At 69.9% G+C, this 16,623-nt stretch carries 11 protein-coding genes; 6 read left to right on the forward strand and 5 right to left on the reverse strand.

Annotated features, from left to right (window positions below; genetic code table 11):
* Positions 1-15: 15 nt before the first annotated feature.
* Both spoVG and GTZ93_RS19395 read right to left on the reverse strand, forming a co-directional pair.
* Positions 16-315, reverse strand: coding sequence for a septation regulator SpoVG (spoVG, locus tag GTZ93_RS19390; protein WP_014395244.1), 300 nt, complete (start codon positions 313-315; stop codon positions 16-18).
* Positions 316-431: 116 nt separating this feature from the next.
* The gene (locus tag GTZ93_RS19395; protein WP_120579917.1) at positions 432-803 is read right to left on the reverse strand and encodes a DUF5658 family protein; all 372 of its coding nucleotides are present in this window, start codon (positions 801-803) and stop codon (positions 432-434) included.
* Positions 804-998: 195 nt separating this feature from the next.
* On the opposite strand from GTZ93_RS19395, the gene GTZ93_RS19400 reads away from it, so the two are divergent.
* The 4 genes from GTZ93_RS19400 to aqpZ all read left to right on the forward strand — a co-directional run bounded on the left by GTZ93_RS19400 (position 999) and on the right by aqpZ (position 3,991).
* Positions 999-1,598 (forward strand): thymidine kinase, encoded by a 600-nt coding sequence (locus GTZ93_RS19400; protein ID WP_043321219.1) that lies wholly within the window; start codon positions 999-1,001, stop codon positions 1,596-1,598.
* A 41-nt stretch (positions 1,599-1,639) separates the two neighbouring features.
* Positions 1,640-2,455, forward strand: a complete 816-nt coding sequence (locus GTZ93_RS19405) for a uracil phosphoribosyltransferase (RefSeq protein ID WP_120579918.1) — start codon at positions 1,640-1,642, stop codon at positions 2,453-2,455.
* A gap of 12 nt (positions 2,456-2,467) precedes the next feature.
* Positions 2,468-3,004, forward strand: coding sequence for a hypoxanthine phosphoribosyltransferase (gene hpt / locus GTZ93_RS19410; protein WP_139920070.1), 537 nt, complete (start codon positions 2,468-2,470; stop codon positions 3,002-3,004).
* Positions 3,005-3,166: 162 nt separating this feature from the next.
* On the forward strand, positions 3,167-3,991 hold the full coding sequence (gene aqpZ / locus GTZ93_RS19415; protein WP_139920072.1) for an aquaporin Z: 825 nt from the start codon (positions 3,167-3,169) through the stop codon (positions 3,989-3,991).
* Between the two features lie 76 nt (positions 3,992-4,067).
* On the opposite strand, the gene GTZ93_RS19420 is transcribed toward aqpZ, so the two are convergent.
* From GTZ93_RS19420 to GTZ93_RS19430, 3 genes are all read right to left on the reverse strand, one after another.
* A complete protein-coding gene (locus tag GTZ93_RS19420; RefSeq protein WP_120579921.1) occupies positions 4,068-5,078 on the reverse strand; it encodes a ribonucleotide-diphosphate reductase subunit beta in 1,011 nt (336 codons plus the stop codon).
* A 61-nt stretch (positions 5,079-5,139) separates the two neighbouring features.
* Complete coding sequence (locus GTZ93_RS19425) at positions 5,140-7,497, reverse strand: ribonucleoside-diphosphate reductase subunit alpha (RefSeq protein WP_171809648.1); 2,358 nt, start codon at positions 7,495-7,497, stop codon at positions 5,140-5,142.
* Positions 7,498-8,042: 545 nt separating this feature from the next.
* Positions 8,043-8,828, reverse strand: coding sequence for an IF-2 protein (locus GTZ93_RS19430; RefSeq protein ID WP_161662922.1), 786 nt, complete (start codon positions 8,826-8,828; stop codon positions 8,043-8,045).
* A gap of 128 nt (positions 8,829-8,956) precedes the next feature.
* Between GTZ93_RS19430 and GTZ93_RS19435 the strand changes: the two genes are divergently transcribed.
* Positions 8,957-15,721, forward strand: a complete 6,765-nt coding sequence (locus GTZ93_RS19435) for a methyltransferase domain-containing protein (protein WP_161662923.1) — start codon at positions 8,957-8,959, stop codon at positions 15,719-15,721.
* Positions 15,722-15,745: 24 nt separating this feature from the next.
* On the forward strand, positions 15,746-16,597 hold the full coding sequence (dapF, locus tag GTZ93_RS19440) for a diaminopimelate epimerase (RefSeq protein WP_126934250.1): 852 nt from the start codon (positions 15,746-15,748) through the stop codon (positions 16,595-16,597).
* Positions 16,598-16,623 lie beyond the last annotated feature (26 nt).

Below are 16,623 nucleotides of genomic sequence, written 5' to 3' on the forward strand. Positions count from 1 at the left end.
CCGAATGGAAGTTCGTTAGTCGAGTTCAGCCGCCACGGGACCGAGCGTCCCGTTCTGCGCCTGGTGAAGGTGTTTCTCGTACTCGATGAGGATGACCCGCTCCATCTGGCTTCGCGTGTCCGCGTTCAACGGATGGGCGATGTCCTTGTAGGTCCCGTCCTTCCGTTTTTTCGCGGGCATCGCGATGAAGAGCCCGGTGGAGCCGTGGATCACCTTCAGGTCGCGCACGACGAAGCAGTGATCCAGGGTGATGGTGACGTACGCCTTGAGCTTGTCCTCTTCGACCGGAAACACCCGGACGTCGGTGATGTTCATGGTCCCCCCCCGAACCTGGAAGGCCGGAGCTACGGGGAAGCCTGGGACAGACTGAAGGTGAAAAGCAAGCACCCCCTACCTGTCGCGCTGGGGACCGTTCACTGGGCCTCCAGCCGTCATGCCCCGAAGGGCCAATGACTCACCAGGTGGGCGAGGAAGGCCAGGTGGTAGACCACGATGATGGCGTAGACGATGGCGCCCGCGCGGATGGCGAGGCGGCTGGCCTTGAGCCGGCGGTGCAGGCACAGCAGGCACAGCCCCGCGTTCACGATGAGCAGCTTGGAGAACATGAAGAGCAGCGGTGACTGCTCGTACGCCACGCGCATCACCGGGTTGAGCTCCTCCGCGACTCCCAGCTGCAGGAAGAGCAGGGTGAACAGCCCGTCCAACAGGTTCAGCATGAGCAGCGCCACCGACGCCGGTGACGTGTAGAAAGAAGCCTGCTGCGCCCAACTCCCCGCCTGCACCTCGTTCGCCGTCGCCGCCACGCCCCACCCCCAAGGTTCCCGTCCTGCTACCTGGAGCCAGGGCTATTCAAATCCCTTGCCAGGGCTTCCGGGACTTCATGGGAAGCAGCCGGGCAGGCGGCGGAGGCGGGGGCTTGCCAGCCTGGAAACGAAATTGACGGGAAGGGATGGGTCGCGGAGATTCGCCCCGCCCAGCCACACCGAGACGAGTGCCCATTGCATCAATTCCCCAAAGATATCGGGTGGATAGAGGTCATCTGCGGATCGATGTTCTCCGGCAAGACGGAGGAGTTGATCCGCCGCGTCAAGCGCGCGCTGTACGGCCGGCAGAAGGTGCGCGTGTTCAAGCCGCGCATCGACACCCGCTACGACGACACGCAGGTGGTCAGCCACAGCCAGTTGAAATTGACGTCCCTGCCTATCGAAAGGGCTGAAGAAATTTTCCGGCACCTGTCCCCCGACACGCAGGTGGTGGGCATCGACGAGGTGCAGTTCCTGGGCGGAGAAGTGGTGCAGGTGTGCGAGGCGCTCGCCCAGCGGGGCATGCGCGTCATCTGCGCGGGCCTGGACCAGGACTACCAGGGGCGCCCCTTCGAGCCGATGCCGCAGCTGATGGCGGTGGCGGAGTACGTGACGAAGGAGCTGGCCATCTGCGCGGTGTGCGGGAACCCGGCCAACCGTTCGCAGCGCATCATTGGCAGCGAGGAGCGGGTGGTGGTGGGCGCGGCGGGTGCCTACGAGCCGCGCTGCCGCAAGTGTCACGTGGCGGAACCCGCGGAGGCGAGCCCTCCGCAGACGCTGAAGCTGTTCGACTGAAAGCCTCAATCCGCCTGTCACCGGCGCGGGAGCCCCATCCGATGCGCGACACTCTCTACGCGAACGTGCCGTTCAAGTTGAACGAGATGGCCCACCACTATGGTCCCAGCGTCCACCTGGTGGGAAATCCGTTTCTCCTCTCCCAGCTGGCCACGCTGTGCGCCAAGGGCACGCTGCAGCCGCAGATCAACCGGCTGGTGGAGCAGCTCTACGCGGACCTGGTGAAGACGGTCATCAACGCGGAGTTCCCGCGCAAGATGGTGACCATTCCCACCCGCATGATCGACTCCACGCCCCTGGGCATCTACCAGGGCGAGGTGGTGGACCCGCAGCTGCGCGTGGTGACGGTGAACATCGCGCGGGCGGGCACGCTGCCGTCGCAGGTGACGTATGACCTGCTCAACTTCACGGTGGACCCGTCCCTGGTGCGCCAGGACCACATCATCATGAGCCGGATGATCGACGCGGCCCAGGCGGTGGTGGGTTCGGAGATTGGCGGCGCGAAGATTGGCGGGGACGTGGATGACGCGTTCGTGCTGTTCCCGGACCCCATGGGGGCCACGGGCGGCAGCCTGGCCACGGCCATCCAGCTGTACAAGACGAGGGTGCCCGGGAAGGCCCGGCGCATCATCACGCTCAACCTCATCGTCACGCCGGAGTACCTGCGCCGGATGACGACGGAGCACCCGGACGTCATCATCTACGCGCTCCGTCTGGACCGCGGCCTGTCCCCGCCGGAGGTGTTCGGCACCGCGCCGGGCCTGCTCTGGGAGAAGGAGCGGGGCCTGGATGACCGTCAGTACATCGTCCCCGGCGGCGGCGGCTTCGGGGAGATCATGAACAACGCCTACGTGTAGAGGGAGCACCCGGTGACGACGTTCCACGAGAAGGATGTCGGCGTCCTCATCTCCGAGGAGGCCGTGCAGGCGCGCGTGAAGGAGCTGGGCGCGCAGATTACCCGCGACTACGAGGGCAAGGAGCTGACGCTCATCTGCGTGCTCAAGGGCTCCGCGTTCTTCGCCATCGACCTGGCGCGCGCCATTGATTTGCCGCTGACGCTCGAGTTCCTGGGCGTGTCCAGCTACCACGGCGGCACGGAGTCCACGGGCGAGGTGCGCATCACCACGGACGTGTCCAAGCCGATGGCGGGCAAGCACCTGCTCGTCATCGAGGACATCATCGACACGGGGCTCACCATGAGCTTCCTCCTGGAGAACCTCCGGGCGCGGCACCCGGCGTCGGTGAAGATCTGCTCGCTGCTGGAGAAGCCCGCGCGGGCCAAGACGAAGGTGGAAATCGACTACAAGGGCTTCGTCATCGAGGACAAGTTCGTCGTCGGGTACGGCCTGGACTACGGCGAGAAGTACCGGAACCTGCCGTTCATCGGCATCTGGAAGCACGTCTGAGAAACGCCTGATGGGCTCGGGTGCCCCTCCCTTCGGGGTGGGGGCCTCGGGACTGCGAGGGCCTTGTCCATGCGCCGCACGGCGGCCGTGTGCAGGGCCCTCACGCGTTGTGGGGCGCACGCATGCACAGCCTCTCCTCTGGACCCCTGAGGAGGCTTGAACATGCGAGACGGAAACGTGAGGGCCGCCCGGACGGCCCCCGCCAATGGCGACGCGATGCAGAAGTACCTGGCGGAGGCGGTGGGCACCTTCGTGCTGGTGCTCGGCGGCGTTGGGGCGGCGGTGCTGGCGGGCGGCCGCATCGGCTTCCTGGGCGTGGCCTTCGCCTTCGGGCTGTCGCTGCTGGCCATGGTCTACACGATTGGCCCCATCTCCGGCTGCCACGTGAACCCGGCCGTGACGGTGGGCCTGATGATGGCGGGCAAGTTCGACAAGCGGCACCTGGCTGGCTACGTCATCGCGCAGTGCGTGGGCGCCATCATCGCCGCGGGCGTGGTGCTGCTCATCGCGAAGGGCGCGCCGGGCGGCTACTCCGCGGGCGCGGAGGGGCTGGGCAGCAACGGCTACGGGGTGGCGTCGCCGGAGGGCTACGGCGGCGGGGCGGCCTTCATCGCGGAGGTGGTGCTCACCTTCCTGCTGGTGCTGACGGTGCTGGGGGCCACGGACTCGCGGGCGCCGGTGGGCTTCGCGGGCGTGGCCATTGGCCTGGTGCTGACGCTCATCCACCTGGTGGGCATCCCCATCACCAACACGTCGGTGAACCCGGCGCGCAGCCTGGGCCCGGCGCTGTTCGCCGGAGGCGACGCCCTGCGCCAGCTGTGGATGTTCATCATCGCGCCGCTGTTGGGGGCTGCCTTCGCGTCCGCGGTGTACCGGCTGGTGAACCGCCCGGCGGTGCAGATTACGGCCGCGCGCGCGGAGCAGGCGACGGACGAGGAGCGCCGGGAGCGCGTGGCGGGCCCGCGCGAGGTGGAGCGCCCCGTCTAAAGAGGGTTGGAAGCACGAAGGCCGTGCCTCGCTTCGTCGCGGGGCACGGCCTTTGTGTGTGAAGCAGGGGAGAGGCCTAGAAGGCGGCGTCGAAGACGACGTCGTTGGCGGCGCCCACGCCCACGGCGACCTGGTAGGACGACACGCGGCGCTCGAAGAAGTTGGTGAGCTCCTGCACGTCCTGCAGGTCCATGAAGTGCAGCGGGTTCTTGGTGTGGAAGACGGGGGCGATGCCCAGCATCTGCAGGCGCTGGTCGGCCACGTACTCCAGGTAGCCGCGCATCTCCTGTACGGAGAGGCCCATCACGCCGCCGCTCAGCAGGTCCTGGGCGAACTGCGTCTCGCACTCCACCGCGTCGCGCATCATCTGCACGACGTCCTTCTCCATGCCCGCGTCGAAGAGGTCCGGCTCCTCCTTGCGCGCGGTCTTGATGGCCTCGAAGGCGAAGGTCATGTGGGCGGACTCGTCGCGGAACACCCAGTTGGTGCCCGCGGCCAGACCGTTCAGCAGACCCTTGCTGCGCAGGAAGTACACGTAGGCGAAGGCCGCGAAGAAGAAGAGTCCTTCAATGCAGCCCGCGAAGCAGATGAGGTTCAGCAGGAACTGGCGGCGGTCCGACTTGGAGCGGACCTGATCCAGCGCCTGGATGCTGTCCATCCACTTCATGCAGAAGCGCGCCTTGCGCTGGATGGACGGGATGTTGTCCACCGCCGCGAAGGCCTTGGCGCGCTCCGCCGGGTCCGGCACGTAGCTGTCCAGCAGCGTCAGGTAGAACTGGACGTGCAGGGCCTCTTCATAGAGCTGGCGCGACAGGTACATGCGCGCTTCGGGCGCGTTCAGGTGCTTGTAGAGGTTGAGCACCAGGTTGTTGCCGACGATGGAGTCGCCCGTGGCGAAGAAGGCCACCAGCCGGTGGATGAGGTGACGCTCCGCGTCCGTCATCTTCGAGCGCAGGTCCACCAGGTCCGTGGAGAAGTCGATCTCCTCCACCGTCCAGGTGTTCTTGATGGCGTTGCGGTACATCTCGAAGAAGACGGGATACGCCATGGGGCGCAGCGTCAGGTTCATTCCCGGATCGAGCAGCATTGCTTCGGTACTCCCTTACTCACACGACGACAGGGGACAGCAGGGTGGGGACCGCCAGGGACTACTGGCAGGCCTCGCACGCCTCGGGGTTCTCCAGCGAGCACGCCACCGCTTCCGCCTCAGCGGTCACGACCTGGGGAGCAGGAGTCGGCGCGGCCGTCATCGTCGGGCCGCCCTGGCCCACGGTGGCCTTGGCGATGCGGGTCGCCGGGCGCGAGCGCATGTAATACGTGGTCTTCAGCCCCTTCTGCCACGCGTAGAAGTACATCGAGGACAGCTTCCCGATGTTGGGCGTCTCCACGAAGAGGTTGAGCGACTGGCTCTGGTCGATGAAGGCGCCGCGGTCCGCGCCCATGTCCAGCAGCGCGCGCATGGGGAGCTCCCACGCGGTGCGGTAGATGGCGCGCAGCGCCTCCGGCAGCTCCGTGAGGTCCTGCACGCTGCCTTCGGCCAGCTTGATGCGGTTGCGGGTGCTCTCGTTCCAGAGGCCCAGCTGCTGCAGGTCGCGCACCAGGTAGCGGTTCACCTGGAGGAAGTCACCGGACAGCGTCTCCCGCTTGAAGAGGTTGGACACCTGCGGCTCGATGCACTCGTAGCAGCCGGCGATGGACGCGATGGTGGCCGTGGGCGCGATGGCGATCATCAGCGAGTTGCGCAGGCCCACCTTCATGATGCGCGAGCGCAGCGCGTCCCAGCGCAGCGTGTCCTCCGGGACGATGCCCCAGCTGTCGAACTGGAGCTCGCCCTTGGCCGCGCGCGTCTCCGGGAAGGAGGGGTGCGCGCCGAACTGCTCCGCCAGGTCGGAGGAGGTGACGAGCGCCGCGTAGTAGATCTCCTCCGAAATCTTCTTGGACAGGTTGCGCGCCTCCACGGAGTCGAAGGGCAGGCGCAGCTGGAAGAAGACGTCCTGGAGGCCCATCAGGCCCAGGCCCACCGGGCGCCAGCGGCGGTTGGAGTCCGCGGCGGTGGGGATGGGGTAGTAGTTGAGGTCGATGACGCGGTCCAACTGCTTGAGCGCGAGCATCGCGTTGGAGCGCAGCTGGTCGAAGTCGAACTTCCCATCCTTCACCATGCGGCCCAGGTTGAGCGAACCCAGGTTGCACACCGCCGTCTCACCCTGGCTCGTGACCTCCAGGATTTCGGTGCACAGGTTGGACAGGTGGATGACGTTGCCCGGCTGGCCCGTCTGGTTGCTCTTGCGGTTGCAGATGTCCTTGAAGGTCATCCAGCCGTTGCCCGTCTGGGCCAGCACCTTCATCATCCGGGCGTACAGGTCGCGCGCCTTCACCTTGCGCACGGCGTGGCCCTGCGCTTCGGCCTCCGCGTAGGCCTTCTCGAAGGCCTCGCCGAAGAGGTCGGTGAGGTGGGGCGTCGTCTTCGGGTCGAAGAGGCTCCACTCCTGGTCGGCCTCCACGCGGCGCATGAAGAGGTCCGGCACCCAGTTGGCCAGGTTCAGGTTGTGCGCGCGGCGGGCCTCGTCACCGGTGTTGTCGCGCAGCTCGAGGAAGTCCTCGATGTCCGCGTGCCACGTCTCCAGGTACACGCAGCACGCGCCCTTGCGCTTGCCGCCCTGGTTCACCGCCGCCACGGACGCGTCCAGCGTCTTGAGCCACGGGACGATGCCGTTGGAGTGGCCGTTGGTGGACTTGATGAGGGAGCCGCGCGCGCGCACGCGGTGGTACGCCACGCCGATGCCGCCGCTGAACTTCGACAGCATCGCGATGTCCGAATACTTCTTGTAGATGGCGTCCAGCTCGTCCGCCGGCGAGTCCAAGAGGAAGCAGCTGGAGAGCTGCTCGTGGCGCGTGCCGGAGTTGAACAGGGTGGGGGAGCTGGGCAGGTACTCCAGCGAGCTGAACAGGCGGTAGAGCTCGATGGCCTCGCGCGCGTTGTCGCCGGACAGGGAGCACGCCACGCGGAGGAAGAAGTCCTGCGGCGTCTCAATCACTTCGCGCGTCTGCGGGTTCTTGAGCAGGTAGCGGTCGTAGACGGTGCGCAGGCCGAAGTACTCGAACAGGTCGTTGCGGACCGGGTCGATGGCGGCGTTGAGCTTGCGCGCGTTGGCCTGGACGAAGGTGAGGAGGCGGTCCGCGATGAGGCCGTGCTTGTGGCCGGCGGCGACGGACTGGCTGAAGGACTGGATGTCCTGGTTGCTGACCTCCTTCTGCATGAAGGTGGAGAGCAGGCGCGCGGAGAGCCGGGCGTACTCGGGCTCCTCCACGATGAGCGCCGCGGCGGTCTGGATGGACAGGCTGTCCAGCTCCCGCGTGGTGGCGCCGTCATACAGACCGCTGATGGTCTTGGTGGCCACGCGCATCACGTCCACGCGCGACAGGCCCACGCACGACTTGCCCACCGCGCGGACGATTTTGTTGAGGTCCACCGGCTCCGCCGTGCCGTTGCGCTTCTTCACCCGCATGGTGGTGGTGAAGTCGCCGGTGGCCGACGGGGCCTGCGTGGCGGGCGCCACGGCGGCGGAGTCAGGGGGCGGCGAGGCGACGGCGTTCGGCTTGAAAGGCGTCTGGACGGTCAAGGGCGTCTCACTTCCGGGCAAGGCAATAGCGGAGCCACCGAGGGTGGGCGGACCCCCGTGGGTGATGACTCCGGTGATGGCAGGGAGGGACTGACTTCCGATCAGGACCCGGGGGCGCGGCGACAGCGGCCCGACATGTAGCGAATTGTGAGGCAGGTGTGTGTGTCGATCAAGAAAACCACACCAGCCTCCGGGTTCCGGGAACGTGCCCCCGTGGTGGCGGGCGAGCAACAGAGGTGACCCAAGCTATGGGGGGTCACCGGGTGTGTCAACGCAAGATCCTGTGTAAACCTGCCGCTGGGGTCGGATCGATCATTGCAATCTAAGATCACGTACGACGCTGTTTCGCGACGTCCAGCGGCCGACATTTACATGGCCGGAAAAGCCCATCCGGGGCCGTCTTTTTCATGGGGTCACCCAACCCCTGGAGATCAGGGCTGGGGGCCCGCGTCGGGGGTTGGGGCGGCCTGCGGAGGCTGTTGGGCGGCGTCACCGGCGGGTGACGGGGCGGGTTGCCGGGGCGCCGGTGCTACAGGGGTGTTGTCCGGGGCGCTCTCGCTGTGGACGGCGCGGCGAAGGGCCTCCTCCAGGTCGCGGGCGGTGGGGCCCACGGTGGTGAGCATCTGGTTGGCGGCGCGGGCGTGGCGGTTCTCCGACTCCGCGGCGAGCTTGAGCTGGGCCAGGCCCTCGGACACGAGGCGGCGGGCGTCCTCCAGCTTCTGACGCGCCTGGTAGAAGGCCACGTCGGTGAGCATGGACTGGAGGCTGCGGCGCTGCTCCTCGGTGATGCCGGAGAGCTTCTCCGCGCGGCGCAGATAATAGAGGCCGCGCTCCACCTTGGCGGGCTCGCCGGACGCGATGCGCGGGCGGGCCAGGGTCTCCAGGAGGGGGAAGAGGGCGCGGTCCAGGTCGTCGCGGTCGGTGAACTTCTGCTGCGTCAGCAGGGTGACGTCCTGGCCCTCCAGGGGGAGGGGGGCGTAGGCGTCCGCGAGGCGCGGGTCCCCGGGGCGGTAGGCGGCGGCTCCGGTGGGCAGGGCGCGGCCCTTCATCACCACCAGCTCGCCGTTCTCCTGCAGGACGGTGAAGGTGCGGGCGTTGAGCTGGCCCAGGAGGAAGACGACGCCGCCACCCAGGCCCAGGATGACGAGGAAGACGACGAGCCGGGTGAAGGTGCGGCGGGCCCGGTGGCCGAATCCCTGCGGTGAATGGGTGGTCATGTCGCCTGCTCTCCGGTCGGACGGGCTTGGGCCCGTGAGGGTCGAAACCTGAAATTGGGTCTTCTGGGACTCCAACGCTACGATTACCGCCCTGTCGGGATCATCATTTGCAATCCACCTTTCGTCGCATGGGGCCCAGCGAGCTGCTGCCCCGCTACATCTTCGCGGAGAGCCTGTTCGCGCGCCGGCGCGTGCTCGAGGTCGACGCCGTGGCGTCCACGGGCGGCGAGAGCGCGCGCTTCCTGGTGGAGCGTGGCGCGCGCACCGTGGTGGCGTGCGACGCGGACGTGTCCGCGGTGGAGGCGGCGCAGAAGGCCCATGCGCACCCGCAGCTGCGCTTCCGCGCCAACGTCTATGACGACCTGGAGGCGGGAAGCTTCGACCTGGTGCTGGTGACGGACCTGGCGCCGTACGTGCGCGCGCCGGAGCTCTTGGCGGAGCTGGCGCGGCTGGTGGCCCGGCAGGGCTTCCTGGTGGGCGGCCTGCGCAACATCGCGGGGCTGGCGCTGCCTCAGCTGCTGGAGCCGGAAGAGACGGTGCCGCCCACGTATGGGCAGCTGCTGGATGCGCTGACGGCGCACTTCCCGCATGTAGAGGTGGCCACGCAGTCGCCGGTGCTGGGCTACCAGCTCGCGTTCGAGCGGGGCGAAGGGCTGCAGGTGGACGGCTCGCTCGTGCGGCACAGCGAGGCGGCGTACTTCGTGGTGATGGCGGGCCTGGAGCCGACGCGGGTGGTGGACCCCACGTGGGTGCAGCTGCCGCCGGAGCCGCTGGCCTTCACGCGCGGCAAGCTGGACGAGGTCGCGGCCCGGGCGAAGACGTGGGAGGAGCGGGCAGGGCGGCTGAAGGAAGCGGTGTCGAAGCTTCGCGCGGAGATTGGAGACCGCGAGGCGGAGGTCGTGTCGCTCAAGCCGGCGCTGGAGGGCGCCCGGCAGGACATGGCGCGGCTGACCGCGCAGCTGGAGCAGGCTCGGGGCACGGTGGAGTCCGCGCGCGAGCGGGACGACCTGAGCAGCCGGCTGCGGCGCCGTGAGCTGGAGTTGCAGGTCGCGACGGAGCGGATCGCCGATGCGGACCGGCGGCTGACGGCGCAGCGCCTGGAGGTGGAGTCGGCGCAGCGCGCGCAGGCGGACGCGGGCGTGCAGGCGCTGGCCGCGCAGGAGACGCTTCGGCTGGAGCGGGCGCGGCGCGAGGAGACGGCGGCGACGCTGGATGAGTCTCGCGAGCGGCTGACGCAGGCGTACACGGAGCTGCGCGACCTGCAGGATGAGCTGGGCTCGCTGCGAATCGACCGGGAGCGGGACCGGCTGGCGGCGGAGCGCGCGCAGGACGGCGCGGAGGACAAGCGCCGTCAGGCGGAGGCGGCTCGCGAGCGGGAGCTGCGCATCGCGGAGCAGTATTCGACGGCGCTCGCGGCGGTGGAGCACCTGAAGGCGGAGCTGGCGCGCGCGCAGGAGTCGGCGCGGACGGCGGGCGACGCGGTGCCGGTGAAGGACGCGGAGCTGGCGCGAGCGCGCCGGGAGCTCGCCGAGGCCCAGCAGCGGATGCACTCCGCGGAAGGGGCGCGCAAGGACGCGGAGGCTCGGCTTTCCGAGCGCGAGGCGTTGCAGCGCGGTCTGGAGACGGAGCTCACCAGCGCGCGTGAAGCGGAAGGCCGGCTGCGGCAGGAGCTGGAGGGCCGCGCTCAGTCGGAGTCGGCGGCTCGGGCGCTGGCGGCGCGGTTGGAAGAGGAACTTCACGCGGCCGGGCTGCGCCTGGAGTCTCTGGAGGCGGAGCAGAAGCGGGTCGAGTCCGCGCAGCACGTCGCGGGGCAGCGGCTGGTGGCGGCGGAGACGGAGCGCGTCCGTGTGGAAGCCGCGCTCGTCCAGGCCATCGACGCGGAGCGGGGCCAGGCGCAGGCAAGGCTGGAGGAGGCGCTGGCCCAGGCCCGTGCCGAGGCCGACGAGCGGGTGACGAACGCGCTGGCCGCCGCGCATGCCGACGCGGATTCGCGGCAGGAGCGCGCGCTGGCGGAGGCCCGCGAGCAGGAGGAGGCTCGGCTCGCGCAGGCGTTGGAGGAGGAACGGGCTTTCGCGGAGCTCGCGCTGGAGGAGGCCCGTGAGCAGGCGGAGGCCCGGCTCGCGAAGGCGTTGGCGGAGGCCCGGTCCGACGCGGAGGCCCGGCTCGCTCGGGAGTTGGAGGAGGCCCGGTCCGACGCGGATGCCCGTGTCGAGCGTGCGGCGGCGGATGCTCGCGAGGCGGCTCAGGCGCTGGAGGCGAACCGGTCTGACGCGGATACCCGTGTCGAGCGTGCGCTGGCGGATGCTCGCGAGGCGGCTCAGGCGCTGGAGGCAGCTCGGGCCGATGCGGATGCCCGTGTCGAACGCGCGGTGGCGGAGGCGGCTCAGGCGCTGGATGCGGCTCGGGCGGATGCGGAGGCCCGTGTCGAGCGGGCTCTGGCCGACGCGGATGCTCGGGTGGCGAAGGCGCTCGCGGACGCCGCCGCTGAACGGGCCGCGGCCCTGGCGGAAGCGGAGAGCCGCCGCGAGCAGGCGCTCACCGAAGTCCGTGCCACGGCCTCGGCTCAGCGGAGCCGGCAACTGGCGGATGTCGAGGCACGGACAGCGCAGGCCCTCGCGGAAGCGCGTGCCGAGGCGGAGGCCGAACGGGCCCAGGCGCTGGCCGAAGCCCGCGCCGAGTCCGAGGCCGAACGGGTCCGGCAGTTGGAAGAAGCTGAAGTCCGCGCGGCGCGGATGCTCGTGGAGGTGCGTGCCGAAGCCGAGGCGCTCCTGGCCCGTCGGCTGGAAGAGGCCGAAGCCCGCTCGGCCACCGCGCTCACCGACGCCCGCGCCGTGTCGAGCGGTCAGACGGAGCAGGTGCTCGCCGACGTGCGCGCCGAGGCGGAGGCCCGGCTCACGGCGGCGGAGGCGCGTGCCGCGGAGGCACTCGATGCCGCGGTCGAACAGGCCCGTTCCGAAGCCCGGGACACCCTGGCCCGTGAAGTGTGGGACCACGGGGTCCGGCTCGCGGAGTCGAACCAGGCGCGCGAGACCGCCGAGGCGAAGAACACGGAGCTGGAGGCAACGCTCCGCTCGTTGCGGCAGGAGTTGACCGACTCGGAATCCCTGGCCGCGCTCATCCAGGAGGACCTGGCTCGGGAGCAGAAGGCCCGGGCCTCGGTGCAGGCGGAGCTTGATGCGGCTCGCGAGTCCCTGACCCACGAGCAGGAGCGGGGGGCTCGCTGGGAGGCGTTGCTCGCCGATACCCAGGCGCAGTTGCTGTCGGAACGAGAGCAGCAGGCCCGCGCGCAGGTGGCACTCGCGAACCTTCAGGAGTCGCTCGACGCGGAGCGGGCCCTTCGCTCCCGACTGGAGGGTTCCGAGTCCTCGTGGAACGAGGCGCAGAGCGCACTGGAAACGGATCGGCTGCGGCTGGATGCCGCGCTGGGCGTGGCGCGCACGGTTTTGGAGGAGGAGCGCGCGCAGCGGGCCCGGTTGGAGGCGTCGTTCGCCCAGCTCCAGCAGAGCTCCGCTTCGGCGCTGGACGAGGAGCGCGCCCGGGCTGAAGCCTCGCGGATTTCGGCACAGGAGGCTCGGGGCCAGCTCGAAACGGACCTGTCGGCGGCGCGTGCCGCGCGGCTGTCCACCGAGGCTGCCTTCGAGCAGACGCGCCAGACCCTTTCAGAGGTCCAGGCCTCCTTCGCCGAAGCGCAGCGCACGAACGAAGATCTGCGGCAGTCGCATGCGGCGTCGGCGGACGAGGCGCGTGGATACGCCCGGGAGCTGGAAGAGGCCCGTGCCGCGCTGACGGAGGCGAAGCAATCGCAGGCGGCCCTGGATGCGACGGTGCGCGAGCTGCGCGCGGAGCTCACCGAGGCGCGGCGGTCCGAGGTGGAGGCGCTGTCCTCGCTCGATGATGCGCGTACGCAGGAGGTTCGCGACCGCGAGTCGCGCGCGACGGATGAGGCTGCGCTCCGCGTGGAACTGGAGACCCTGCGCACGGAGGCCTCGGCTCAGCGCGAGCGCTTGGCCGAAGCGGAGCAGGCGCGGGCATCCGTCCAGACCCGGCTCGCGGAAGTCGAAGCCCGCCGCGCCGAACTGGAAGCGTCGCTGTCGGACACCGAGTCCCGTTTCGCTGAAGAGGCCGCCCGTCTCCCCGCGATGCAGCAGGCCCTCACGGAGGCCGAGGCCCGCCTCGCGACCGAGACCGCGCGAGGGGCCTCGCTGGAGCAGTCGCTCGCGGAGGCAGAGGCCCGCCATGCCGCCGCGTCTTCGCGAGGGGCCTCGCTGGAGCAGTCGCTCGCGGAGGCAGAGGCCCGCCATGCCGCCGCGTCTTCGCAAGGGGCCTCGCTGGAGCAGTCGCTCGCGGAGGCAGAGGCCCGCCATGCCGCAGATGCCGCGCGTCTGACTGCGCTGGAGCAGACTCTGGCTGAGGCGGAGTCCCGGCAGACCACGGAGACCGAGCGCCATGCAGCGTTGGCGCGGACGCTCGCGGAGGCCGAGGCCCGGCTTGCCACGGAGTCCACGCGGCGCTCCGAACTGGAAGCGGCGCTTTCAGAGGCGGAGTCCCGACAGGCCGCCGAATCCACGCGGCGTGCCGAATTGGAAGCGGCGCTCGCGGAGACGGAGGCCCGGCAGGCTGCGGAATCCACGCGGCGCTCCGAGCTGGAAGTGGCGCTCGCGGAGGCGGAGTCCCGGCAGGCCACGGAGTCCACGCGGCGTGCCGAACTCGAAGCATCGCTCTCGGAGGTCGACGTCCGGCAGGCCGCGGAGTCCACCCGCCGTTCCGAACTGGAAGCGTCCATCGCCTCGGCGGAGTCCACGATTGCCGCCGAGACCGCTCGCCGCTCCGAGCTGGAAGCCTCGTTGAAGGACGCGGAGGCCCGCCTCGCCACCCTGGAGCAGTCCCTGGCGGACGCGGAGAAGCGCGCCTCTTCCGAGACGTCGCGCCGTGTCGGACTGGAAGCCTCCCTGACGGAGGTGGAGTTCCGGCTCGCCGCGGAGACCTCGAACCTCAGCGCGTTGGAGGATTCACTCGCGCAGGCGGAGACCCGTCTCGCGGAGGGCTCGCAGTCGCAGGACGCGGCACGCGAGTCTGAAGCTCGGGCTGCACGTCTCACGGAGTCCCTGACCGCTCGCGAACAGGAACTGCGCGAAGCCAGCGCCCTGCGGGTCTCCATGGAGGCGCAGCTGGAAGGCGCGCTCTCGCGGACCGAGCGGCAGCAGCAGGACCTGGACGAACTGCGCGAGCAACTGGGGCTGAAGGAGCAGGAGCTGACGGCCCTGCGCGCGGAGACGGCCCGCTTGGGCGCCGCGCACCAGGAGTTGATGCGCCTGGGCTCCGAGCTGCAACGGGCGCACGCCGCGCTGCATGAGCGGAGCCAGCAGGTCGGCCGGCTGGAAGCGGAGTTGGTGGACGCCAGCGATCGGCTCGCCGCCACGCGCGAGCACGCGGAGGTGCTCGTGGTGCAGCTCGAAACCGCGCGCCGCTTCGCGGGCAAGGCCACGAACCTGGAGTCCTCGCTGGAAGGTCTGCGCGAGGAACTGGCAACCGCTCGCGCGGACGCGGCCCGGCTCACGGAGACCGTCCAGACCGGGAACGAGCGCACCGCCACCCTGGAAGCACAGCTCGCGGACCTCACCACTCGCGCGGAGCAGGAGCGGACCGACCTGGAAGCCCGGCTCGCGGAGGCCACCTCTCAGGCCGGCACGGAGCAGGCTGAGCTGGAGCTTCGCCTGACCGAAGCGCTCACCAGCGCGGGCACGGACAAGGCCACTCTGGAGCTGCGCCTCAACGAAGCGCTCGCGCGAGCCGGCCTGGAGAAGGCCGAACTGGAGACGCGGCTCAACGAACTCCTCGCGAACGCCGGGACCGAGAAGGCCGAACTGGAGACGCGCCTCAACGAACTCCTCGCGAACGCCAGCACGGAGAAGGCCGAACTCGAAACACGCCTCGCCGAAACGCTCGCCCAGGCCGCCACGGAGAAGGCCGAACTGGAAGTGCGGCTCGCGGAAGCCACCGCCCAGGCCGGCACGGAGCGGTCGGAGCTCGAAGTCCGTCTCGCCGAACTCACGGAGCAGGCCCGCGAAGAGAAGGCCTCCATCGAGGCACAGCTCGCGGACGCCACCGCCCGGGCCGCCGCGGAACGGGCCGAACTCGAAGCCCGCATCGCGGACCTCACCGCTCAATCCGACTCCGCGAACGCGGAGCGCGACGCCCGTCTCTCGGAAGCCCAGGCCCGCGCCTCGACGGAACAGGCCGAACTCGAAGCCCGCCTCGCCCAATCCGCCGAACAGACCCGCGAATCGCTCGCCGCCATGGAGTCCCGGCTCGCCACGGCGCTCGAGGACGCGCGGACCGAACAGGCCGCGCTGGAGTCCCGCGTCGCCGCCCTGACCCAGGCCGCCGCCGATGCTGAAGCCCATGCCCGCCGCGCGGACACCGAGCGCACCGCCATGGCCTCCGAACGCGAGCGCCTCCAGTCGGACCTGACGGTCGCCCGCGCCGCCCGCGTCCGCCTGGAGGGCCGGACCAACTCCCTGGAGACCACCGCCGCGGATGCCGCGCGCCTCCTGGACACCGAGCGCGCTGAACGCGACCAGCTCTCCACCCGGATCCGCGAACAGCAGGCCCGGCTGGACGCGCTGGAGACCGAACGACAGACCCTGCTCCAGGCCCTGGAGGAATCGAAGTCCGCCGCCGCACCGCCTCCAGAGGACGTGCTGGAGATGGCCGCGGAGATGGAGGTCCTCCAGGCCCACGTGGAGAAGATGCAGGACCAGCTCGCCGCCCGGGAGGCCGAACTGGCCGAGCTGCGCCGCGCCAGTGCCCCCGCCGCTCCCGGAGCCTCGCGCCGGGCCATGCCCGCCCTGGACGTTCCCACCGCGCCCAAGAAGGTCGGCGAGCGCGAATAAACGCGGGCGTCTACACTTCCCCCCGTGGACGCAAGCGAACGCATCTTCAAGTACCACGGCCTGGGCAACGACTTCGTCGTCCTGGACCGGCGCCGCACGGGCCTGGACATCGACGCGGAGCAGTCCCGCTGGCTGTGTGACCGGCGCCGGGGCATTGGCGCGGACGGGGTGCTCGCCATCCTCCCGTCGTCCCGCGGCCTTGCCCGCATGGTCGTCCACAACGCCGACGGCAGCATCGCGGAGATGTGCGGCAACGGCCTGCGCTGTGCGGTGAAGTATCTGGTGGACCACTCCGGCAAGCACCCCGCGCTCATCGACGTGGAGACCGGGGCTGGCGTACTCACCTGCGAGCCCGGCTACGGCGATGGCGGCGTCGTCGGCGTGGACATCTCCATGGGCCCGGCCCGGCTGGTGGCCGCGAACCTGCCCTCCGGGACGACCGGCCAGCCTTTCGTGAGCGCCCCCGTGCCCGGCCATGAAGGGCTGCTCGGCACCGCGGTGAACATGGGCAACCCGCACCTGGTGCTCCTGGACCAGCCCCTGGAAGCCGCCGAGCGCCTGGGCCCCGGCCTGGAGCGGCACCCTGCCTTCCCGGACCGCACCAACGTGGAGTTCGTCCGCGTGGACGAGGACGGCCTCACCGTCGTCGTCTGGGAGCGTGGCTGCGGCCTCACCCAGGCCTGTGGCACGGGGGCGTGCGCGTCCGCCGTGGCGGCCGTGCTGGCGAAGCGCCTGCCCTCGAATGCCTGGCTGCGCGTCACCCTGCCGGGCGGAGACCTGAGAATCCGCGTTCCGGACGACCTGTCCGACATCCGGCTCCGAGGCCCCGTGGCCTTCGTCTTCGAAGGCGTTGTCGTGCTTCCAAGGGCCCGATAGCCTTCGGTTTTCCTCCCTTCGCCCCC

It is taken from the genome of Corallococcus exiguus, assembly GCF_009909105.1.
GTDB classification, from domain to species: Bacteria; Myxococcota; Myxococcia; order Myxococcales; family Myxococcaceae; genus Corallococcus; species Corallococcus exiguus.